General features: G+C 65.1%; 7 protein-coding genes, 1 tRNA gene and 9 pseudogenes. 7 read left to right on the top strand and 10 right to left on the bottom strand.

Annotation, left to right across the window (positions count from 1 at the left end):
• Window positions 1-5 precede the first annotated feature (5 nt).
• From GFK26_RS00085 to GFK26_RS00075, 3 genes and pseudogenes are all read left to right on the top strand, one after another.
• A pseudogene (locus GFK26_RS00085) lies at window positions 6-450 on the top strand (NUDIX domain-containing protein).
• Window positions 451-457: 7 nt separating this feature from the next.
• Window positions 458-2424 (top strand): annotated as a pseudogene (locus GFK26_RS34640) (acyltransferase family protein).
• A gap of 20 nt (window positions 2425-2444) precedes the next feature.
• Window positions 2445-4412 carry an acyltransferase family protein gene (locus GFK26_RS00075; RefSeq protein ID WP_153280314.1) on the top strand — a complete coding sequence of 656 codons (1968 nt, stop codon included), beginning with the start codon at window positions 2445-2447 and terminating at the stop codon, window positions 4410-4412.
• 20 nt (window positions 4413-4432) lie between these two features.
• Here the strand turns inward: GFK26_RS00075 and GFK26_RS00070 are convergent, their stop codons facing one another.
• The 10 genes and pseudogenes from GFK26_RS00070 to GFK26_RS00025 all read right to left on the bottom strand — a co-directional run bounded on the left by GFK26_RS00070 (window position 4433) and on the right by GFK26_RS00025 (window position 13782).
• Window positions 4433-4642 carry a DNA gyrase inhibitor YacG gene (locus GFK26_RS00070; protein WP_153280313.1) on the bottom strand — a complete coding sequence of 70 codons (210 nt, stop codon included), beginning with the start codon at window positions 4640-4642 and terminating at the stop codon, window positions 4433-4435.
• Window positions 4639-5394 (bottom strand): cell division protein ZapD, encoded by a 756-nt coding sequence (gene zapD / locus GFK26_RS00065; RefSeq protein ID WP_153280312.1) that lies wholly within the window; start codon window positions 5392-5394, stop codon window positions 4639-4641. The genes GFK26_RS00070 and zapD overlap by 4 nt, the downstream gene beginning before the upstream one ends.
• Before the next feature lie 30 nt (window positions 5395-5424).
• Complete coding sequence (locus GFK26_RS00060) at window positions 5425-6456, bottom strand: hypothetical protein (protein ID WP_153280311.1); 1032 nt, start codon at window positions 6454-6456, stop codon at window positions 5425-5427.
• 1 nt (window position 6457) lies between these two features.
• The gene (locus tag GFK26_RS00055) at window positions 6458-7951 is read right to left on the bottom strand and encodes an MBOAT family O-acyltransferase (RefSeq protein ID WP_153280310.1); all 1494 of its coding nucleotides are present in this window, start codon (window positions 7949-7951) and stop codon (window positions 6458-6460) included.
• 77 nt (window positions 7952-8028) lie between these two features.
• Window positions 8029-8641 (bottom strand): annotated as a pseudogene (gene coaE, locus GFK26_RS00050) (dephospho-CoA kinase).
• A gap of 13 nt (window positions 8642-8654) precedes the next feature.
• Window positions 8655-9621: pseudogene (locus GFK26_RS00045) on the bottom strand (prepilin peptidase).
• A pseudogene (locus tag GFK26_RS00040) lies at window positions 9621-10852 on the bottom strand (type II secretion system F family protein). The pseudogenes GFK26_RS00045 and GFK26_RS00040 overlap by 1 nt, the downstream one beginning before the upstream one ends.
• A 24-nt stretch (window positions 10853-10876) precedes the next feature.
• Window positions 10877-12610, bottom strand: a complete 1734-nt coding sequence (pilB, locus tag GFK26_RS00035) for a type IV-A pilus assembly ATPase PilB (RefSeq protein WP_101488972.1) — start codon at window positions 12608-12610, stop codon at window positions 10877-10879.
• Between the two features lie 114 nt (window positions 12611-12724).
• Window positions 12725-12801: transfer RNA gene (locus GFK26_RS00030), tRNA-Pro, on the bottom strand.
• A 51-nt stretch (window positions 12802-12852) separates the two neighbouring features.
• On the bottom strand, window positions 12853-13782 hold the full coding sequence (locus GFK26_RS00025) for a polyprenyl synthetase family protein (RefSeq protein ID WP_153285800.1): 930 nt from the start codon (window positions 13780-13782) through the stop codon (window positions 12853-12855).
• Between the two features lie 243 nt (window positions 13783-14025).
• Here GFK26_RS00025 and rplU point away from each other — a divergent pair.
• From rplU to proB, 4 pseudogenes are all read left to right on the top strand, one after another.
• Window positions 14026-14336 (top strand): annotated as a pseudogene (gene rplU / locus GFK26_RS00020) (50S ribosomal protein L21).
• Window positions 14337-14404: 68 nt separating this feature from the next.
• Window positions 14405-14607, top strand: a pseudogene (locus tag GFK26_RS00015) (50S ribosomal protein L27).
• A gap of 72 nt (window positions 14608-14679) precedes the next feature.
• Window positions 14680-15746: pseudogene (gene cgtA / locus GFK26_RS00010) on the top strand (Obg family GTPase CgtA).
• 80 nt (window positions 15747-15826) lie between these two features.
• Window positions 15827-16962, top strand: a pseudogene (gene proB / locus GFK26_RS00005) (glutamate 5-kinase).
• The last annotated feature ends 86 nt before the right edge of the window (window positions 16963-17048 follow it).

The following is a 17048-nucleotide window of genomic DNA, read 5'->3' as shown; positions in this document are numbered from 1 at the left end:
AGGCTGTGAAATCGGCGCGCAAGCACACCGAAGTGGCCGTCGGCGTGCTGATCCGGCTGGCCGACGATGCGCTGCTGCTCACCACGCGGCCCGAAGGCAAGGCCTACGCGGGCTACTGGGAGTTTCCGGGCGGCAAGATCGAGGCCGGTGAAACGGTCGAAGAAGCCCTGCGCCGCGAGCTGCAGGAAGAACTGGGCATCACCATCGGCGGCGCCGAGGTCTGGAAGGTCACGGAGCACGACTACCCGCACGCGCTGGTGCGCCTGCACTGGTGCAAGGTGACGGACTGGACCGGCGAATTCGAAATGCGCGAGAGCCAGTCCATGGCCTGGCAGCAGTTGCCGCTCGAGGTGGCGCCGGTGTTGCCGGGGCGTTCCCGTGCTGCAGTGGCTGTCGGAGGAGCGCGGTCTGCCGTTCGTGCCGCCGCCAGTCATCGCGCCGGCCCACTGACCGATTGATGCACCCCAAGTACCGTCCGGACATTGACGGCCTGCGTGCCATTGCGGTGGGCGCCGTGCTGGTGTACCACGCGTTCCCGACCGCGCTGATGGGCGGCTTCATCGGGGTCGACATCTTCTTCGTGATCTCGGGTTTCCTGATCACGACCATCATTCTGCAAAGCCTCGCGGCGGGTGACTTCACCTACCGCGACTTCTACGCGCGCCGCATCCGCCGGATCTTTCCGGCCCTGATCGTGGTGCTGCTGGCGACCCTGTGCGCGGGCTGGTACCTGCTGCTGTCCGACGAGTTCGCGGAACTCGGCAAGCAGACCGTGGGGCCTCGGCCTTGTCGCCAACCTGGTGTTCTGGAGCGAGTCGGGCTACTTCGATACGGCGGCCGAAACCAAGCCGCTGCTGCACCTGTGGTCGCTGGGCATCGAGGAGCAGTTCTACATTTTCTGGCCGCTGCTGCTGGGGTTGGCCTGGCGCAAGCGCTGGCCGATGGTGCGCGTGGTGCTCGCGGTGGCAGCGGTGTCGTTCCTGATCAACGTGACGACGGTGCATCCGCTGCCCGCGGCGTCGTTCTATTCGCCGGCCTCCCGCTTCTGGGAGCTGATGGTCGGCGGCATCCTGGCGTGCATGCGCCTGAAGCCGCCGGCACCGAATGCGTGGCGCAGCCACGTGCAGTCGGTGCTGGGCGTGGGCCTGATCGTGCTCGGGTTGGTGATGATCCGCAGCAACAAGGCGTTCCCGGGCTGGTGGGCGCTGCTGCCGACGCTGGGCGCGGTGAGCTGCATCGCCGCGGGCCGAACGGCGTGCTGAACAAGTACCTGCTGTCGAACCGTGTGATGGTGTGGATCGGCCTCATCAGCTACCCGCTGTACCTGTGGCACTGGCCGCTGCTGGCTTTCGTGCGCATCGTGGAAGCCGATCCGCTGCACCCGTCGCCGGTCTATCGCGCGGGCGCGATGGTGGCGAGCGTGCTGCTGGCGTGGGCGACCTACCGCTTTGTCGAGCGCTTCGCACGCAACCGGCTCGGCGCGGGAACGCTCAAGGCACTGGGCGCGGGCATGGTGCTGGCGGCCGCCGCGGGTGTCGCGATCTTTCTGGGCGTGCCGGAGCCGCGCAATAACAGCGCCCGGCTGCAGGTCGTGGCCAACGCCACGCTGGACGGCGACTACGAGGGCTTCAAGCTCGATCAGATCGGCGAGCAGCTGGTCTACAAGGTCGGCAGTGGCCCGAAGCGCGTGCTGTTCCTGGGCGACAGCCATGTGCAGCAGTACGCACCGCGCGTGATGGAGCTGGCCCGCACGCTGTCGATGCCAGACAAGTCGGCCTGGTTCGTGACCCAGGGTGCCTGCCCGGCCGTGCCGGGCGTGCATGCAGACAAGAATATCGGCTGCGCCGAACGGCGCGATGCCATGCTGGCCTACGCGATGGGCCCCGAGGTCGACTCGGTGGTGATCGGCGGTTGCTGGAACTGCTACTTCATCGGCCAGGGCGCGCTGGACTACTACTTCCGCGACGCCGACAACAAGCGCCATCCGTTCCAGAACGGTGACGGCATCGAGCGTTCCCTGGCGTCGATGGAGTTCACGCTGCGCGAACTCGCGCGGCACAAGAAGGTCTACCTGCTGCTCGACAACCCCGGCGGCCCGGAGTTCACGCCCAAGCGGCTGATCGAAGGCAGTCGCCTGACGCACATGGAGGCCATGTCCTCGACCCCGACCGCGCCGCTGCCGGCCGACCAGAAGCAGCTCAACGACCGGCTGCGCGCCATCGCGCAGGCGAGCGGGGCGGAACCGATCGACGCCATGTCGGTGCTGTGCAAGAACGACCAGTGCCTGCGCACGCTGCCCGACGGCGCCCCCGCTTACACAAGGACGCTGACCACCTGCGTCCGCGCTACACCCGGGAAGAGGCGAGCTATTTCGACCGCACGGTGCGCAGCGCACCAGCCGCCGCGCAACAGCCGGCGCGCTGAGCGAGCCCGCCGGACCGACGATGCATCCCAAGTACCGCCCGGACATTGACGGCCTGCGCGCCATCGCGGTGGGCTCGGTGCTGGCGTACCACGCCTTCCCGAGCCTGCTGCCCGGCGGCTTCATCGGGGTCGACGTCTTCTTCGTGATTTCGGGCTTCCTGATCACGACCATCCTTCTCCAGAGCCTTGCGGCGGGCGACTTCACCTACCGCGACTTCTACGAGCGACGCATTCGGCGCATCTTTCCCGCGCTGGTGCTGGTGCTGCTCGCCACGCTGGCGTTCGGCTGGTACGTGCTGCTGCCCGGCGAGTTCTCGCAGCTCGGCAAGCAGACCACCGGCGGGGCCGCTTTCTTCGCCAACCTGGTGTTCCTCGGTGAAGCGGGGTACTTCGATGCCACGGCGGAGACCAAGCCGCTGCTGCACCTGTGGTCATTGGGTATCGAGGAGCAGTTCTACATTTTCTGGCCGCTGCTGCTGGGGCTGGCCTGGCGCAAGCGCTGGCCGATCCTGCGGGTGACGCTGGCGGTGGCCATCATTTCGTTCCTGGTCAACGTGCTCACGGTACAGCCGTACCGCGCCGCGGCGTTCTATTCGCCGCTGTCGCGCGCGTGGGAGCTGATGGCCGGTGGCCTGCTGGCGGTCATGCGCCTCCAGCCGACGTCGACGTCGGCGGATGCGCGGCCGATGCTGAAGCACGTGCAGTCGGTGGTCGGCCTGGGACTGATCGTGCTGGGCCTTTTCATGACGCGCAGCACCAAGGCGTTTCCCGGCTGGTGGGCGTTGCTGCCGGTGCTCGGCGCGGTGAGCTGCATCGCCGCAGGTCCGAACGGCGTGCTGAACAAGTACCTGCTGTCGAACCGTGTGATGGTGTGGATCGGCCTCATCAGCTACCCGTTGTACCTGTGGCACTGGCCGCTGCTTTCGTATGCGCGCATCGTCGCGGGCGGCGAGCCCTCGCTGCAGGTGCGCATCGCGATGGTGGTGGCTTCGGTCGTCCTGGCCTGGGTCACGTACCGTTTCGTGGAGCGCTTTGTCAAACTGCACCTCTCGCAGGGCATGCTGCGCGGGCTGGCCGCCGGCGGCGCGGCGCTGGCGCTGGTCGGCGTGCTGGTGTTCCTGGGCATGCCGCAGCCGCGCCACGACAGCCAGGCACTGCAAGCCGTGGCCGATGCGACGCGCGAAGACAACTACTACGGGGGCTTCGAGGAATCTGCACTCGGTGGCCAGTTCGTTTACCGCACCGGCAACGGCAAACACAACGTGCTGCTGATCGGCGACAGCCACGTCGAGCAATATGCGCCGCGCGCACTCGAGCTGGGGCGCACGCAGCCCGACAAGGCCCGCACGGTGTACTTTGCGACCAAGGGATCGTGCCCGCCGGTGCCGGGCCTGTTCAGCGGTGCCGACACGGCCTGCGACGCGCGGCGCGCGGCCGTGCTCGATCTGGCGCTCCAACCGGAAATCGACTCGGTGGTGCTCGGGGCCTGCTGGAGCTGCTATTTCACCGGCGTCGGACCTGCGGTGAACTATTTCGTCGACGACAAGAAGGTCGTGCACCCGTTCCAGAACGGCGACGGCGTTGACCTGGCGCTCCAGTCGCTGGGCGAGGTGCTGAGGCGTCTGTCCGCGGCGCACAAGAAGGTCTACCTGGTGCTCGGCAACCCGGTCGGCATGGATTTCGATCCGCTCAAGCAGATCGAGGGCAGCCGCTTGGGCGGGATGCGCGTCAGCGAGCAAGGCAAGGCCCCGTTGCCGGAAGACCAGGCGCAGTTCAATGCGCGGCTGAAGCAGGTGGCCGAAGCCAATGGCGCGCAGGTGATTGCGCCGTTCGCCAGCTTGTGCACTGACGGCCAGTGCCTGCGCAGCATGCCGGACGATGGTTCGCCGGCGTACAAGGACATCGGTCACCTCCGGCCGCGCTATGCGCGCAGCTTTGCGACCTACATGGATCCGGCGTTGCTGGACGAGGACGCAGGCGGCAAGTAGTCGTCGGCGCGGCGGGGCGGTTACTGGACCTTCGGGTCGCCGAACGGATCGTCGTCGGGCGGGGCCTCGGTCGGCATCCGGAACTCTTCGCTGGCCCAGGCGCCCAGGTCGATGCCCTTGCAGCGCGCGCTGCAAAACGGGCGGTAGCTGTTGCTCGGCGCATAGACGCTGTCGCCGCCGCACGTGGGGCAACGGACGATCCGCTCGCCCTTGTCGTTCACCTCGGTCATGCGCAGAGAGTCAGCTCGAAAGGCGCGTCGTCCGAGCTTGGATGGAGGCGATCGTCCTTGTCGTGCCGCATGAGGCGCACGGACACCATGAGGCGGTTGCCGCTGATTTCAGGAATCAGGCCCAGCTTCGGGTCGATGCGCAGGCGCAGCAGCTGGAAGCTGCGGCCTTGCGGCAGGTTCTGCTGGAACTGGCCGTTGGTCGCGATCACCTTGTAGGGCACGTCGGCGTCGCGCAGCAGCTTGAGCAGCAGGTAGATCGACGACGCCAGCGGAGACAGGGTGTTCGACCAGCGTTCGAGGTCGGCGCGACGGCTGGCGGCCGGGCGGTGTTGCCAGGCGAAATAGGCGGGCAGGTCGAACTCGCAGGTGCCGCCCGGAATGCCGGCGCGGCTGCGGATGCTCATGAGCCACTCGTTTTCCGTCAGCGCCTGGCCGGCCTTGCCCGCCACGCCGTTCAGTGTGGTGAAGTTGCGCTCGAGCTGGCCGACCACCTGGTCGAGCACGGCTTCGGCGATGGCCGGATTGCCCCGGTAGCCGTTGAACACGTTCTTGTGCTTGTCGAGGTCGCGCATGACGTCGGCCTTGAGGTCGGCTCGCGCGGCCACGTCCATGATCTCGAAGATCGTGACCAGGGCGTAGTGATGGGACAGCGGCGATTCGGAGGGCACCAGTTCACCGAGCCGGCGGAAGAGGTGCTCCAGCCGCAGGTAGGTGCGGGTGCGCTCGTTGAAGGGGTACTCGTAGAGGATCACGCGTATCGGCTTTTCAGATCAGGTTCGAGCTCATTGCGATTTTGCAATTGGTGCCGGCAGCACCTCACGCACAGCCTCCAGCATACGCTGGCCGAAAAGAATGTAACCCTGGGTCGAGACGTGGGTCTCGTTCGCGGGAAATAGATCCGTCATCTTGAAGCGGTTTTTCTCCGCAAGATCGAACAGGTCCGGCCCGATATTTTGCGGGTTGAATTCGGCCCTGAACGCATCGGCATGGTTTTGTTGCAAATAGACCGTGCTCTTGTTGGGCACGACCATCCATACCACCTTGTAGGGCGCGGCGCTGTTCTCGAAGCGCTTCATGAAGCGTGCCGACTCGACCGACAACGGGGCGTTGACGCGGTCTTCGGCGGTCACCAGCAGCTTGTCGCACGCGCGGTGGCTGAACTGCTTGCAGCCGTCGGGCACCTTGCGCGCGTCGATCAGCGGGCCCCAGTGCTCGGGGGTGTTGGTCCAGCTGTCGGAGCGCAGGATGGCGCGGGTGTTGTGATAAGTGAACCAGCCGCTGAGCAACTGGGCGTCCCAGTTGAGCTGGAAGCCGGGGGCTGGTTTGGACGGATTCTCACCGGGCGGCGGGGTCGGCTTGAAGGCGTGCTTCATCGTCTTGCAGGCCGCGGACTTCTCGATGCGGTCTTCGAGCAGGCGCTCGATGCTTTCGACGATGACGACCTTGCCCTTGAAGCCGGACTTTTGGAGCCAGCTCGCGAAGTCCTCGCACAGCGGGCCGGTGTTGTCCCAGTGCGTGGTGGTGAGCTTGTAGCCGGCGCCCACGAGCACCGATTGCCAGACGTAGCGCACCGAGAAGCTGTCGCCGATCACCAGGATGTCGGATTCCTGGATTGGCCAGGTCTTGACGTTGGCATCAGGGATCGGCGGAGGCGGTACGTGCCAGCCGAACTCTTGCTCCGAGATGCGACCGATGCGGGTCAGGTCGCCGTACGGAATGGGCGTGAAGAGGCTGACGACCAGCAGGGCGCAGCACACCAGGTAGCCGGCGGCGAAGATGCGGAGCCAGACCTTGGCCGATTTCGTGTCTTCCATGTCAGAACTGGAAATAGAGGAACGGGCTGTAGCTGCCGAACTTCGACACGCACAGACCGAAAAGATAGACGCAGCCCAGTCCGGTGACCCATGTGGCCAGGCGTTGCAGGCGGGGTCGTCCGGCCAGGCCGGCGACGTTCGGAATCCAGCGGTCGAGGGTGATCGTCGGCGGCAGCGCCAGGCAGATCACGAGGCCCACGAGGATGGTCTGGAAGAATTCGGGCTTGCGGAACGGAACGCGGAACTCGCCGAAGGCCGACACGGGGGCGCCGTGCAGGCCGAGCATGCCCTTGTAGATCTCGATGGCAGCCGTCATGCTGTCGGCGCGGAACACGACCCAGGCGATCATCACGCACAGGAAGGTGATGAACCAGCCGATCACGCGGCCGTACCAGGTGGTCTTGGTGTTGCCGCGGCGCACCTTGGCGTTCCAGAAGTGATTGACCATCAGGTAGGCGCCATGCAGCGCGCCCCAGATCACGAAGGTCCAGGCGGCACCGTGCCACAGGCCGCCAAGCAGCATCGTCAGGAAGAGGTTGAGGTAGCGGCGTGCCGGGCCCTTGCGGTTGCCGCCGAGCGGCACGTAGAGGTAGTCGCGCAGGAAGGTCGACAGCGAGATGTGCCAGCGGCGCCAGAACTCGATCATGTTGGTCGACTTGTAGGGCGAGCGGAAATTGAGCGGCAGCTGCACGCCCAGGCACAGCGACAGGCCGACCGCCATGTCGGAGTAGCCCGAGAAGTCGAAATAGATCTGCAGCGTGTAGGCCAGCACACCGAACCACGCGGTGTACAGGGAGGGCAGCACGCCCTCGTGCACGCCCTTGAACATCATGTCGGCGTACTGCCCGAGCGGGTCGGCGATCAGCATCTTCTTGGCCAGGCCGAAGACGAAGATGCCCAGCCCGAGCGCCACGTTGCTGGCGTTGAACCTGTAGGTCGCCGGGCTGTTGAACTGCGGCATCATCTGCGCGTGGTGCAACACCGGACCCGCGATCAGGTGCGGGAAGTAGGTGACGAACAGCATGTAGTGGATGAAGCTGCGCTCATGCACCTTGCCCTGCCAGCAGTCGACCAGGAAGGCGATCTGCGTGAAGGTGTAGAACGAGATGCCGATCGGCAGCACGATGTGCACCAGATCGATGGGCGTCATACCTGCCGCGACCAGCCCGGCGTCGACGTTTTCCAGGAAGAAGTTGGCGTACTTGAAGACGGCCAGCACGCCCAGGTTGATCACCAGCGCGGCGATCAGCAGCGTCTTGCGCTTGCGGTCGTTGCGGCCCGGCGCGGGTGTCAGCTGCAGGCCGAACCAGTAGTTGACGCAGATCGAGCCGAGCAGCAGCGGCAGGGCCTGCACGCTCCACCAGCCGTAAAAGAACAGCGAGGCCAGTCCGAGGAAGCCGGCGGCAGCGCGGGTGTTGCGTTTGCCGATCAGGAAGAACCCGATCAGGACCAGCGGGAAATAGACAAAAATGAAGGGATACGAGTTGAAAAGCATCTCGGGGGAGGGCACTGCAGTGGCGAGCGCCTTTTTGTCGTAATCGTTATAGAGCCGCCGGGGCGGCTGGTCTCCGATTATCGCGTGGTGGCCGCGGCCCACAGCTTCCAGAGACCCCGCACCTCGGTGCCCAGTTCCCCGAGCGTCAACGACTCGTTGTAAATCACGGCGTCGGCGGCGGCCCGGCGTGCCTTGCGCGGGGCTTGTTGGGCGATCACGGCGCGCACGGCTTCGGGGGCCCAGCCTGAACGGGTCATGACGCGCTGCAACTGCGTTTCTTCCCGGGCATCGACCACCAGCACGCGGTCCACGAGGGCGCGCCAGCGGCCCGATTCAACCAGCAGGGGCACATCGAACACGACAACGGCATCGTCGCCGGCCGCGGCGGCCTGGCGCTGGGTCTCGGTGCCGATCAGCGGATGCAGGATGGCTTCGAGGCGGGCCTTGGCGCCCGCATCGGCGAACACCAGTTGGCGCATGGCCGCCCGATCGAGGCTGCCGTCGGGGGGCAATGACTGAAGGGCCGAATGCGGACTCGAGGGCGGGCATCGCGATACCGCCGGCCTGCGCGATGCTGCGCGCAATGGCATCGGTGTCGACGAGCACCGCCCCTTCGGCCAACAGCAGCGATGCGACCGTGCTCTTGCCGCTGCCGATGCCGCCGGTCAGGCCGATGCGCTTCACTGCCATGCCGCTGCTGTTCCTAGAGGGCCAGGGCGCCGAAGGGGAAGGCGAAAGGAATCCATTGCTTCACGACCGCGGGACCGGCCACGAGGCAGATCAGGCCGGCACCGGCCAGGAACGGTCCGAAGGCGATGGGGATGTCCTTGTGGGCCAGCTTGCCGGCAAAACGCAGCGCGAGGCCGATCACGGCGCCCACCACCGACGACACGAGGATGATCGCGATGAGGTAGTCGGCGCCGAGCCAGGCGCCCAGTGCGGCGAGCAGTTTGAAGTCCCCATGTCCCATGCCTTCCTTGCCTGTGGCCAGGCGGTAGGCATGGTACACAAGCCACAGGCTCAGGTAGCCGAACACGGCGCCCCAGACTGCGGCGTTCAGGGCGACGCCGGTCCAGCCCATGGCAGCACCGATCAGGCCCAGCCAGAGCAGGGGGGTAGTTCAGTGAATCGGGCAGGAACTGCGTGTCGAAGTCGATGAGGAACTGGCAGATCAGCACCGCGCCGAAGGCCGCCCAGAGCGCGCCTGCCGGGGTGATGCCGAAGCGATGCGCGCACAGGGCGAACAGCCCGCCGGTGATCAGCTCGACAAGGGGATAGCGCGGGCTGATCGACGTCTTGCAGCTGGCGCATCGGCCGCGCAGCAGAAGGTAGCTCAGCACGGGGATGTTCTGGTACCAGCGGATCCGGTGGCCGCAGGCACCGCAGCGCGAAGCAGGGCGCGAAAGGTCGAAGGGTGGCAGCTTCTCGAGGGCTTCGGCCGCTTTGTCGGCCGCCGCTTCGAGGCCCGCAGGCGGCACCGACTTCGGGCCGAAGACCAGCGACCACAGCGAAGGCATGTCCTTCGACGACATGAGATTGGCGACCGCATCGCTCAGCCAGCCCCGGTACATCATGATCGGCGTGCGGTAGATCACCACGTTCAGGAAGCTGCCGACCAATAGCCCCAACACACCGGCGAGCGCGGTGTCGAACCCCTGCGACACCAGCATCAGACGACCTGGCCGAGCTTGAAGATGGGCAGGTACATCGACACCACGATGCCACCGATGATGACGCCGAGGAACACGATGATGATGGGCTCCATCAGGCTGGAAAGGCCGGCGACCATGTCGTCGACTTCGGACTCGTAGAAGTCCGCGGCCTTGCCCAGCATGTGATCGATGGAGCCCGATTCCTCGCCGATGGCGGTCATCTGGATCACCATCGAGGGGGGAACAGGTTGACGTTGGTCATGGCCGTGGTCAGGCTGGTGCCGGTCGAGACTTCCTGCTGGATCTTGGCGGTGGCGTCTCCGTACACCGAGTTGCCCGATGCGCCGCCCACGGAATCGAGCGCCTCGACCAGCGGAACGCCGGCTGCGAACATGGTGGCGAGCGTGCGGGTCCAGCGGGCCACGCAGGATTTTTCGATCAGCGTACCGAAGATGGGAAGGCGCAGCAGCAGGCGGTCCATGACCTTCTGGACGCGCTCGTTGCGCTTCCAGGCTTGCAAAAAGAAGTAGATGCCGCCGCCGAGCACGCCGAAGATCAGCCACCAGTAGGAAACAAAAAACTCGCTGATCGCCATCACGATCAGCGTCGGTGCGGGCAGGTCGGCACCGAAGGAGGAGAACACCTGCTTGAACGCAGGGATCACGAAGATCATGATGATCGCGACCACCACGAAGGCCACGACGACCACCGAGGTCGGGTACATCAGCGCCGACTTGATCTTCGACTTGATCGCCTCGGTCTTCTCCATGTAGGTCGCCAGGCGATCGAGCAGGTCTTCCAGAATACCGGCGGCCTCACCGGCTTCCACCAGGTTGCAATACAGGTTGTCGAAGTACTTCGGAAACTTGCGGAACGCGGCCGACAGCGAGGTGCCGGTCTCGACATCGCTACGGATGTCGTTCAGTAGTTTGGCCACACTCGGATTTGCGTTGCCGCGCCCCACGATGTCGAAGGACTGCAGCAGCGGCACGCCCGCCTTCATCATGGTCGCGAGCTGGCGCGTGAAGATCGCAATGTCCTTGGGCTTGATCGACTTGCCCGAGCGCATGCGGCGCTTCTTGATCTTGGACGCCAGCACGCCCTGACGGCGCAGCGCCGCCTGGACCTGGTTCTCCCCGGCGGCGCGAAGCTCGCCGCGCACCAGCTTGCCGTTGCGGTCCTTGCCTTCCCATTCGAAGACGAATTCCTTGTGCGTGACCTGGGAGCGGGAGGATGCCACTGTTGCCATTCGATCTCCGGTTCAGTGTGTTCGTTATAGGTTGGTGCAGGCCACGACTTCTTCGAGCGAAGTGAGGCCCTGCATGACTTTGCGAAGGCCCGACTGGCGCAGCGAGCGCACGCCTTCGGCTTCGGATTGGTTCGCGATGTCCAGTGCGCTGCCATCGCGCAGGATGATTTCCTGGATGGCTTCCGTAATCGGCATCACCTGGTAGATGCCGACCCGGCCCTTGTAGCCGCCGCTGCAGGCGGCACAGCCGACCGGGCGGTACGGCTTCCAGGTGCCGTTGATGTCTTCCTCGTTGAAGCCGGCTTCAAGCAGGGCTTCGCGCGGGATGTCGATCGGCACGCGACACAGCATGCACAGCCGGCGCGCAAGGCGTTGGGCAGTGATCAGGATCACGCTTGACGCAATGTTGAAGGGCGCGATGCCCATGTTGCGCATGCGCGTCAGCGTGGTCGGCGCGTCGTTGGTGTGCAGCGTCGAGAGCACCAAGTGGCCGGTTTGCGCGGCCTTGATCGAGATGTCGGCGGTTTCGAGGTCGCGGATTTCGCCGACCATGATGATGTCGGGATCCTGCCGCAGGAAGGCGCGCAGCGCCGCCGCGAAGGTGAGGCCGGCCTTCTCGTTGACGTTGACCTGGTTGACGCCGGGCAGGTTGATTTCCGACGGATCTTCCGCCGTCGCGATGTTGACGCCCGGCTGGTTGAGCAGGTTCAGGCAGGTGTACAGCGACACGGTCTTGCCCGAGCCCGTGGGGCCGGTCACCAGCACCATGCCATACGGGCGGCCGATGGCGTGGAGGAGCCGTTCTTTCTCGTCGGCGTCGTAGCCCAGGGCGTCGATGCCCATGCGGGCGCTGCTCGGGTCCAGGATACGCACGACGATCTTCTCGCCGAACAGCGTGGGCAGCGTGCTCACGCGGAAGTCGATCACGCGATCGGGACCGATCTTGAGCTTCATGCGGCCGTCTTGCGGCACGCGTTTTTCCGAGATGTCGAGCCGGGAAATGACCTTGATGCGCGAGGCGAGCTTGTCCTTGATGACCGTGGGCGGGCTGGCGATTTCGCGCAGTTCGCCGTCTACGCGGAAACGGACCCGGTAGTGGTGTTCGTAGGGCTCGAAGTGAATGTCCGAGGCCCGCATGCTCACTGCGTCGAGCAGCATCTTGTGCAGGAAGCGCACCACGGGTGCGTCTTCGACTTCGGCGATGGCCTGCTCGTTGGCGTCGCCCGACGTGTCGGCCGTGACATCGTCGAACTCGAACTCGGTGCCGACGATGCTGTTGATCGTTTCCGCCGCACTGGCTGCGGCGGCTTCGATCATGCGCGAAAGCTTGTCGTACTCGGCGATGACCCAGTCGACGCCCATCTGCGAGGCGAACTTGATCTTTTCCGCAGCCTGCTGGTCCGACGGGTCGGCCGTGGCGACGATCAGACGGTTGTTGCGCTTGCTGAGAACGACGATGCGGTAGGCGTGGCAGAGCTTCGGATCGAGCAGGTCCTTGGGCAGGCGCTGGTGATCGATGGCGTCGAGGTCGAGCAATGGGGCGCCGAAAGCGCTCGACAGGGTGTGGGCGAGGTCTGCTGCAGAGACGGCGCCGGTGCCGGTCAATTCGGCGATGAAGCTGGTGCGGCCGCTCAGCGACTTCTGATAGATCTCTTCGGCCGATTTCGCTGCAAGCTTGCCGGCGGACACCAAAGCGCGCGCCAAGCCGGGAAGGGCGATCTGCGTAGTTTCTTTAACGGGAATTTCGGCAGCGGCCATTCAGCGAATGCAAAAGATGTGAAAAAGTGCTTCACGATCATCGCTGAACACGCCTGTGCTGTAAATCGTTACACAGCAACAGGCGCTGACAAAACTGGACCAGTCGAGAAAAACTGGTCGGGGTGAGAGGATTCGAACCTCCGGCCTCTACGTCCCGAACGTAGCGCTCTACCAGGCTAAGCTACACCCCGATTGGTTGCAAGAAAAAAACTCGTCCTAGATGCCAACTCTGTGGAGGTGTTTCAGGCACGTCGCTCAAGCAACTGAGCCGCTAATTGTAGCAAACCTGAAGCGTGCAAATTCGATGGAAGGTTGCGCAATGCATGAATTGCGCGTTCGGCCTCTGCGGCTGCGGCTGCGCGCGAGGCTTCCAGCGCGCCGGTTTCGCGAACGATCTCGACGATTTTCCCTAACTGGGCGGTGTCGCCGGCCTCGATGGCAGCGCGCACAAGTGCGCTCTGTTCGGGCGTGCCGCGTTGCATGGCGAAGATCAGCGGCAAGGTCGTCTTGCCTTCGCGCAAGTCGTCGCCGACGTTCTTCCCGGTTTCCTGGGCGTCGCCTGCGTAGTCGAGTACGTCGTCGATCACCTGGAAGGCGGTGCCCAGCGCTTGTCCATAGGTGGCGCAGGCTTCTTCGACTTCGGGCGTGGTGCCGGCCAGCACGGCTGCCAACCGGGTGCTCGCCTCGAAGAGCTTGGCGGTCTTGGAGCGGATCACGCGCAGGTACGCCGCTTCGTCCAGCGAGGCGTCGTGCATGTTCATCAGCTGCAGCACTTCGCCTTCCGCGATCACGTTGGTCGCTTCGGCCAGGATCTGCATGATGCGCATGTTGTTTGCATCCAACATCATCTGGAAGGCGCGCGAGTACAGGAAGTCTCCCACCAGCACGCTGGCGGGATTGCCGAAGGATTCGTTGGCGGTTGCGCGACCGCGTCGCAGAGTCGACTCGTCGACCACGTCGTCGTGCAGCAGGGTGGCGGTGTGGATGAACTCCACCACGGCCGCCAGATTGAAGCGTTGGTCGCCGGTGTAGCCGAGTGCGCCCGCCATGAGCAGCAAGAGCGCCGGCCGCAGTCGCTTGCCGCCGGCCGAGATGATGTATTGCGAAACCTGGCTGACCAGCGGAACGCCGGTGTTCAGTCGCAGGGCGATCACACGGTCGACTTCGACCATGTCGCCGGCAATCAGGTCCAGCACGGTGGCGGTGGGGAGGTGTCGGCGGCGGGAACTGGCAAAGCGAAGGCGCGGGGCGCTGCGAAGATGAGGGCGGCCCTGGGGGCGGAACGCCGGAATTATAGGGAGCCGTGCACGAATCCCGGGCGCGTCTCAGAGTCGGGGTGGTGGGCGGTCGCAAAGCGCGCTATAATCTTGGGCTCTGCGGAATTCGCTGCGGGGACTCATTTCTAAGAGGTTTACATGTACGCGGTCATAAAAACCGGCGGCAAGCAATATCGCGTTGCTTCCGGCGAAAAAATTAAAGTAGAACAGATTGCTGCGGACGTAGGCCAGAAATCGTGATCGACCAGGTTCTGGCTGTCGGAAACGGCGCTGAAATCAAGGTTGGCACGCCCCTGGTGTCCGGCGCAACGGTGACAGTCACGGTACTGTCGCACGGCAAGCACGACAAGGTCGGCATCTTCAAGATGCGCCGTCGCAAGCACTATCAAAAACGTCAAGGCCATCGCCAGCAGTTCACCGAACTGCAAATCGGCGCGATCGCCGGCTAAGGAGCACATCCCATGGCACAGAAAAAGGCGGCGGCTCAACGCGAAACGGGCGCGATTCCAAGCCCAAGATGCTCGGCGTGAAGGCCTTCGGCGGCGAACTGATCAGCGCAGGCTCGATCATCGTGCGCCAGCGCGGCACCCAGTTCCACCCCGGCGTGAACGTCGGCGTGGGCAGGACCACACGCTCTTCGCCCTGGTCGACGGCCACGTGTCGTTCGGTCACAAGGGTGCGCTGAACAAGCACATGGTCAACGTGACGCCCGCGGCCTAAGCCCCGCCAGTCACTTCGATCTTTCCGAGGCCCCGCATTGCCGGGGCTTCTTCATTGTAAACTGGACATCCCATGAAGTTCGTCGACGAAGCCTTCATCGACATCGCCGCGGGCGATGGCGGCAACGGCTGCGTGTCGTTCCGACATGAGAGTACAAAGAGTTCGGCGGCCCCAACGGCGGCGACGGCGGCCGTGGCGTGTTCGCGGTGGCCGACTCGAACCTCAACACCCTGGTCGATTTCCGCTACTCGCGCCGGCACGAAGCCAAGCGCGGCGAGCACGGCATGGGCTCCGACATGTTCGGCGCCGCGGGCGATGACATCGTCCTCAGGATGCCGGTCGGCACGATCATCACCGACGCCGAAACCGGCGAGGTTCTGTACGAGATGCTCACGGAAGGTGAGGTCGTCACGATCGCCAAGGGCGGCGACGGCGGTTTCGGCAACATGCGCTTCAAGAGCGCGATCAACCGTGCGCCGCGCCAGAAGACGCCTGGCTGGCCCGAGAAGAAGAGCCTTAAGCTCGAACTCAAGGTGCTGGCCGACGTGGGCCTGCTGGGCATGCCCAATGCGGGCAAGTCGACCCTGATCAGCGCGATCTCGAATGCCCGTCCCCGTATTGCGGACTACCCCTTCACCACACTGCACCCCAACCTGGGTGTGGTGCGCGTCGGTCCGGAGCAAAGCTTCGTGGTCGCCGACCTGCCCGGCCTGATCGAAGGCGCGTCCGAAGGCGCCGGCCTCGGTCACCTGTTCCTGCGGCACTTGCAGCGCACGCGCCTGCTGCTGCACGTGGTCGACATGGCGCCGTTCGACGATGCCGTCGATCCGGTCGCCCAGGCCAAGGCCATCGTGGGTGAACTGAAGAAGTACGATGCCGCGCTCTTCGAAAAGCCGCGCTGGCTGGTGCTGAACAAGCTCGACATGGTGCCTGGCGACGAGCGCGCGGCGCTGGTCAAGGACTTCGTCAAGCGCCTGCGCTTCAAGGGCCCGGTCTTCGAGATCTCGGCGCTCACGCGCGAAGGCTGCGAGCACCTGATCAAGGCCGTGTACCAGCAGGTCAAGGCCCAGCAGGTGGCCGAGCACGAGACCGTCGTGGTCGATCCGCGCTTCGTTCCGCTGCCGCCGGAAGGAAGCTGAGCGCGTCGCGGCGCCTTCGGTGCTGCAAAATGGATAGCAAGCAGCGCAGGCTGCATCCCTGAAACACGCCTTCTTCCTTCATGACCTCGAATTCCGGTTCCACTGCCTTGCGGGATGCCCGCCGTATCGTCGTCAAGGTGGGCTCCAGCCTTTGACCAACGAGGGCGCGGCCTCGACAAGCCGCCATCGGCGAGTGGTGCCGGCAGCTGGCGCAGCTGGTGCGCGACGGGCGCGAAGTGGTCATGGTGTCGAGCGGCGCGATCGCCGAAGGCATGAAGCGCCTCGGCTGGAAAACCCGGCCGCACGCGATCCACGAGCTGCAGGCGGCGGCGGCCGTCGGGCAGATGGGCCTGGCCCAGATGTACGAGACCAAACTGCGCGAGAACCAGATCGGCAGCGCGCAGGTGCTGCTGACGCATGCCGACCTGGCAGACCGGGAGCGCTATCTCAATGCGCGCTCGACCCTCGTCACCTTGCTGCGCCTGGGCGTGGTGCCAGTCATCAACGAGAACGACACCGTCGTCAACGACGAGATCAAGTTCGGCGACAACGACACGCTCGGCGCGCTGGTCGCCAACCTGGTCGAAGCCGATGCGCTAGTCATCCTGACCGACCAGAAGGGCTTGTACACGGCCGATCCGCGCAAGGACCCGACGCCAAGTTCGTGCACGAGGCCGCCGCAGGCGACCCGGCGCTCGAAGCCATGGCGGGCGGCGCCGGCTCGAGCATCGGGCGGGGCGGCATGATCACCAAGATCCTTGCGGCCAAGCGTGCGGCGGGTTCCGGCGCCTCGACGGTCATCGCCTGGGGCCGCGAAGCCGACGCGCTGCTGCGGCTCACGCGCGGCGAGTCCATCGGCACGCTGCTGGTGGCGCAGACCGCCAAGCACCAGGCGCGCAAGCGCTGGATGGCCGATCACCTGCAGCTGCGTGGGGCTGTCATCGTCGACGCCGGCGCGGCTGCCAAGGTGCGCGGCGAAGGCAAGAGCTTGCTGCCGATCGGCATGACGAGCGTGTCGGGTGAATTCTCGCGCGGCGACGTGATCGCAGTACGCGATGTCGACGGTGTCGAGCTGGCCCGCGGGCTGGCCAACTATTCGAGCGTGGAGGCCCGGCTGCTGTGCCGCAAGCCGTCAGCGGAATTCGAGCGACTGCTGGGTTACGCGGCCGAGCCGGAGATGGTGCACCGCGACAACATGGTGTTGATGCCCGGTTGATCGCCAAGGCGGGCGCCATGCCCCGCCGCCACTTCACGGCAGTTCGCGCAGCGGATTGCGGATGTTCTGCACCATCTCGTTGACCG

The organism is Variovorax paradoxus, from assembly GCF_009498455.1.
GTDB classification, from domain to species: domain Bacteria; phylum Pseudomonadota; class Gammaproteobacteria; order Burkholderiales; family Burkholderiaceae_C; genus Variovorax; species Variovorax paradoxus_H.
Note: the sequence above shows the minus strand (reverse complement) of the source record. Positions and strands in the feature narration are given on the sequence as shown.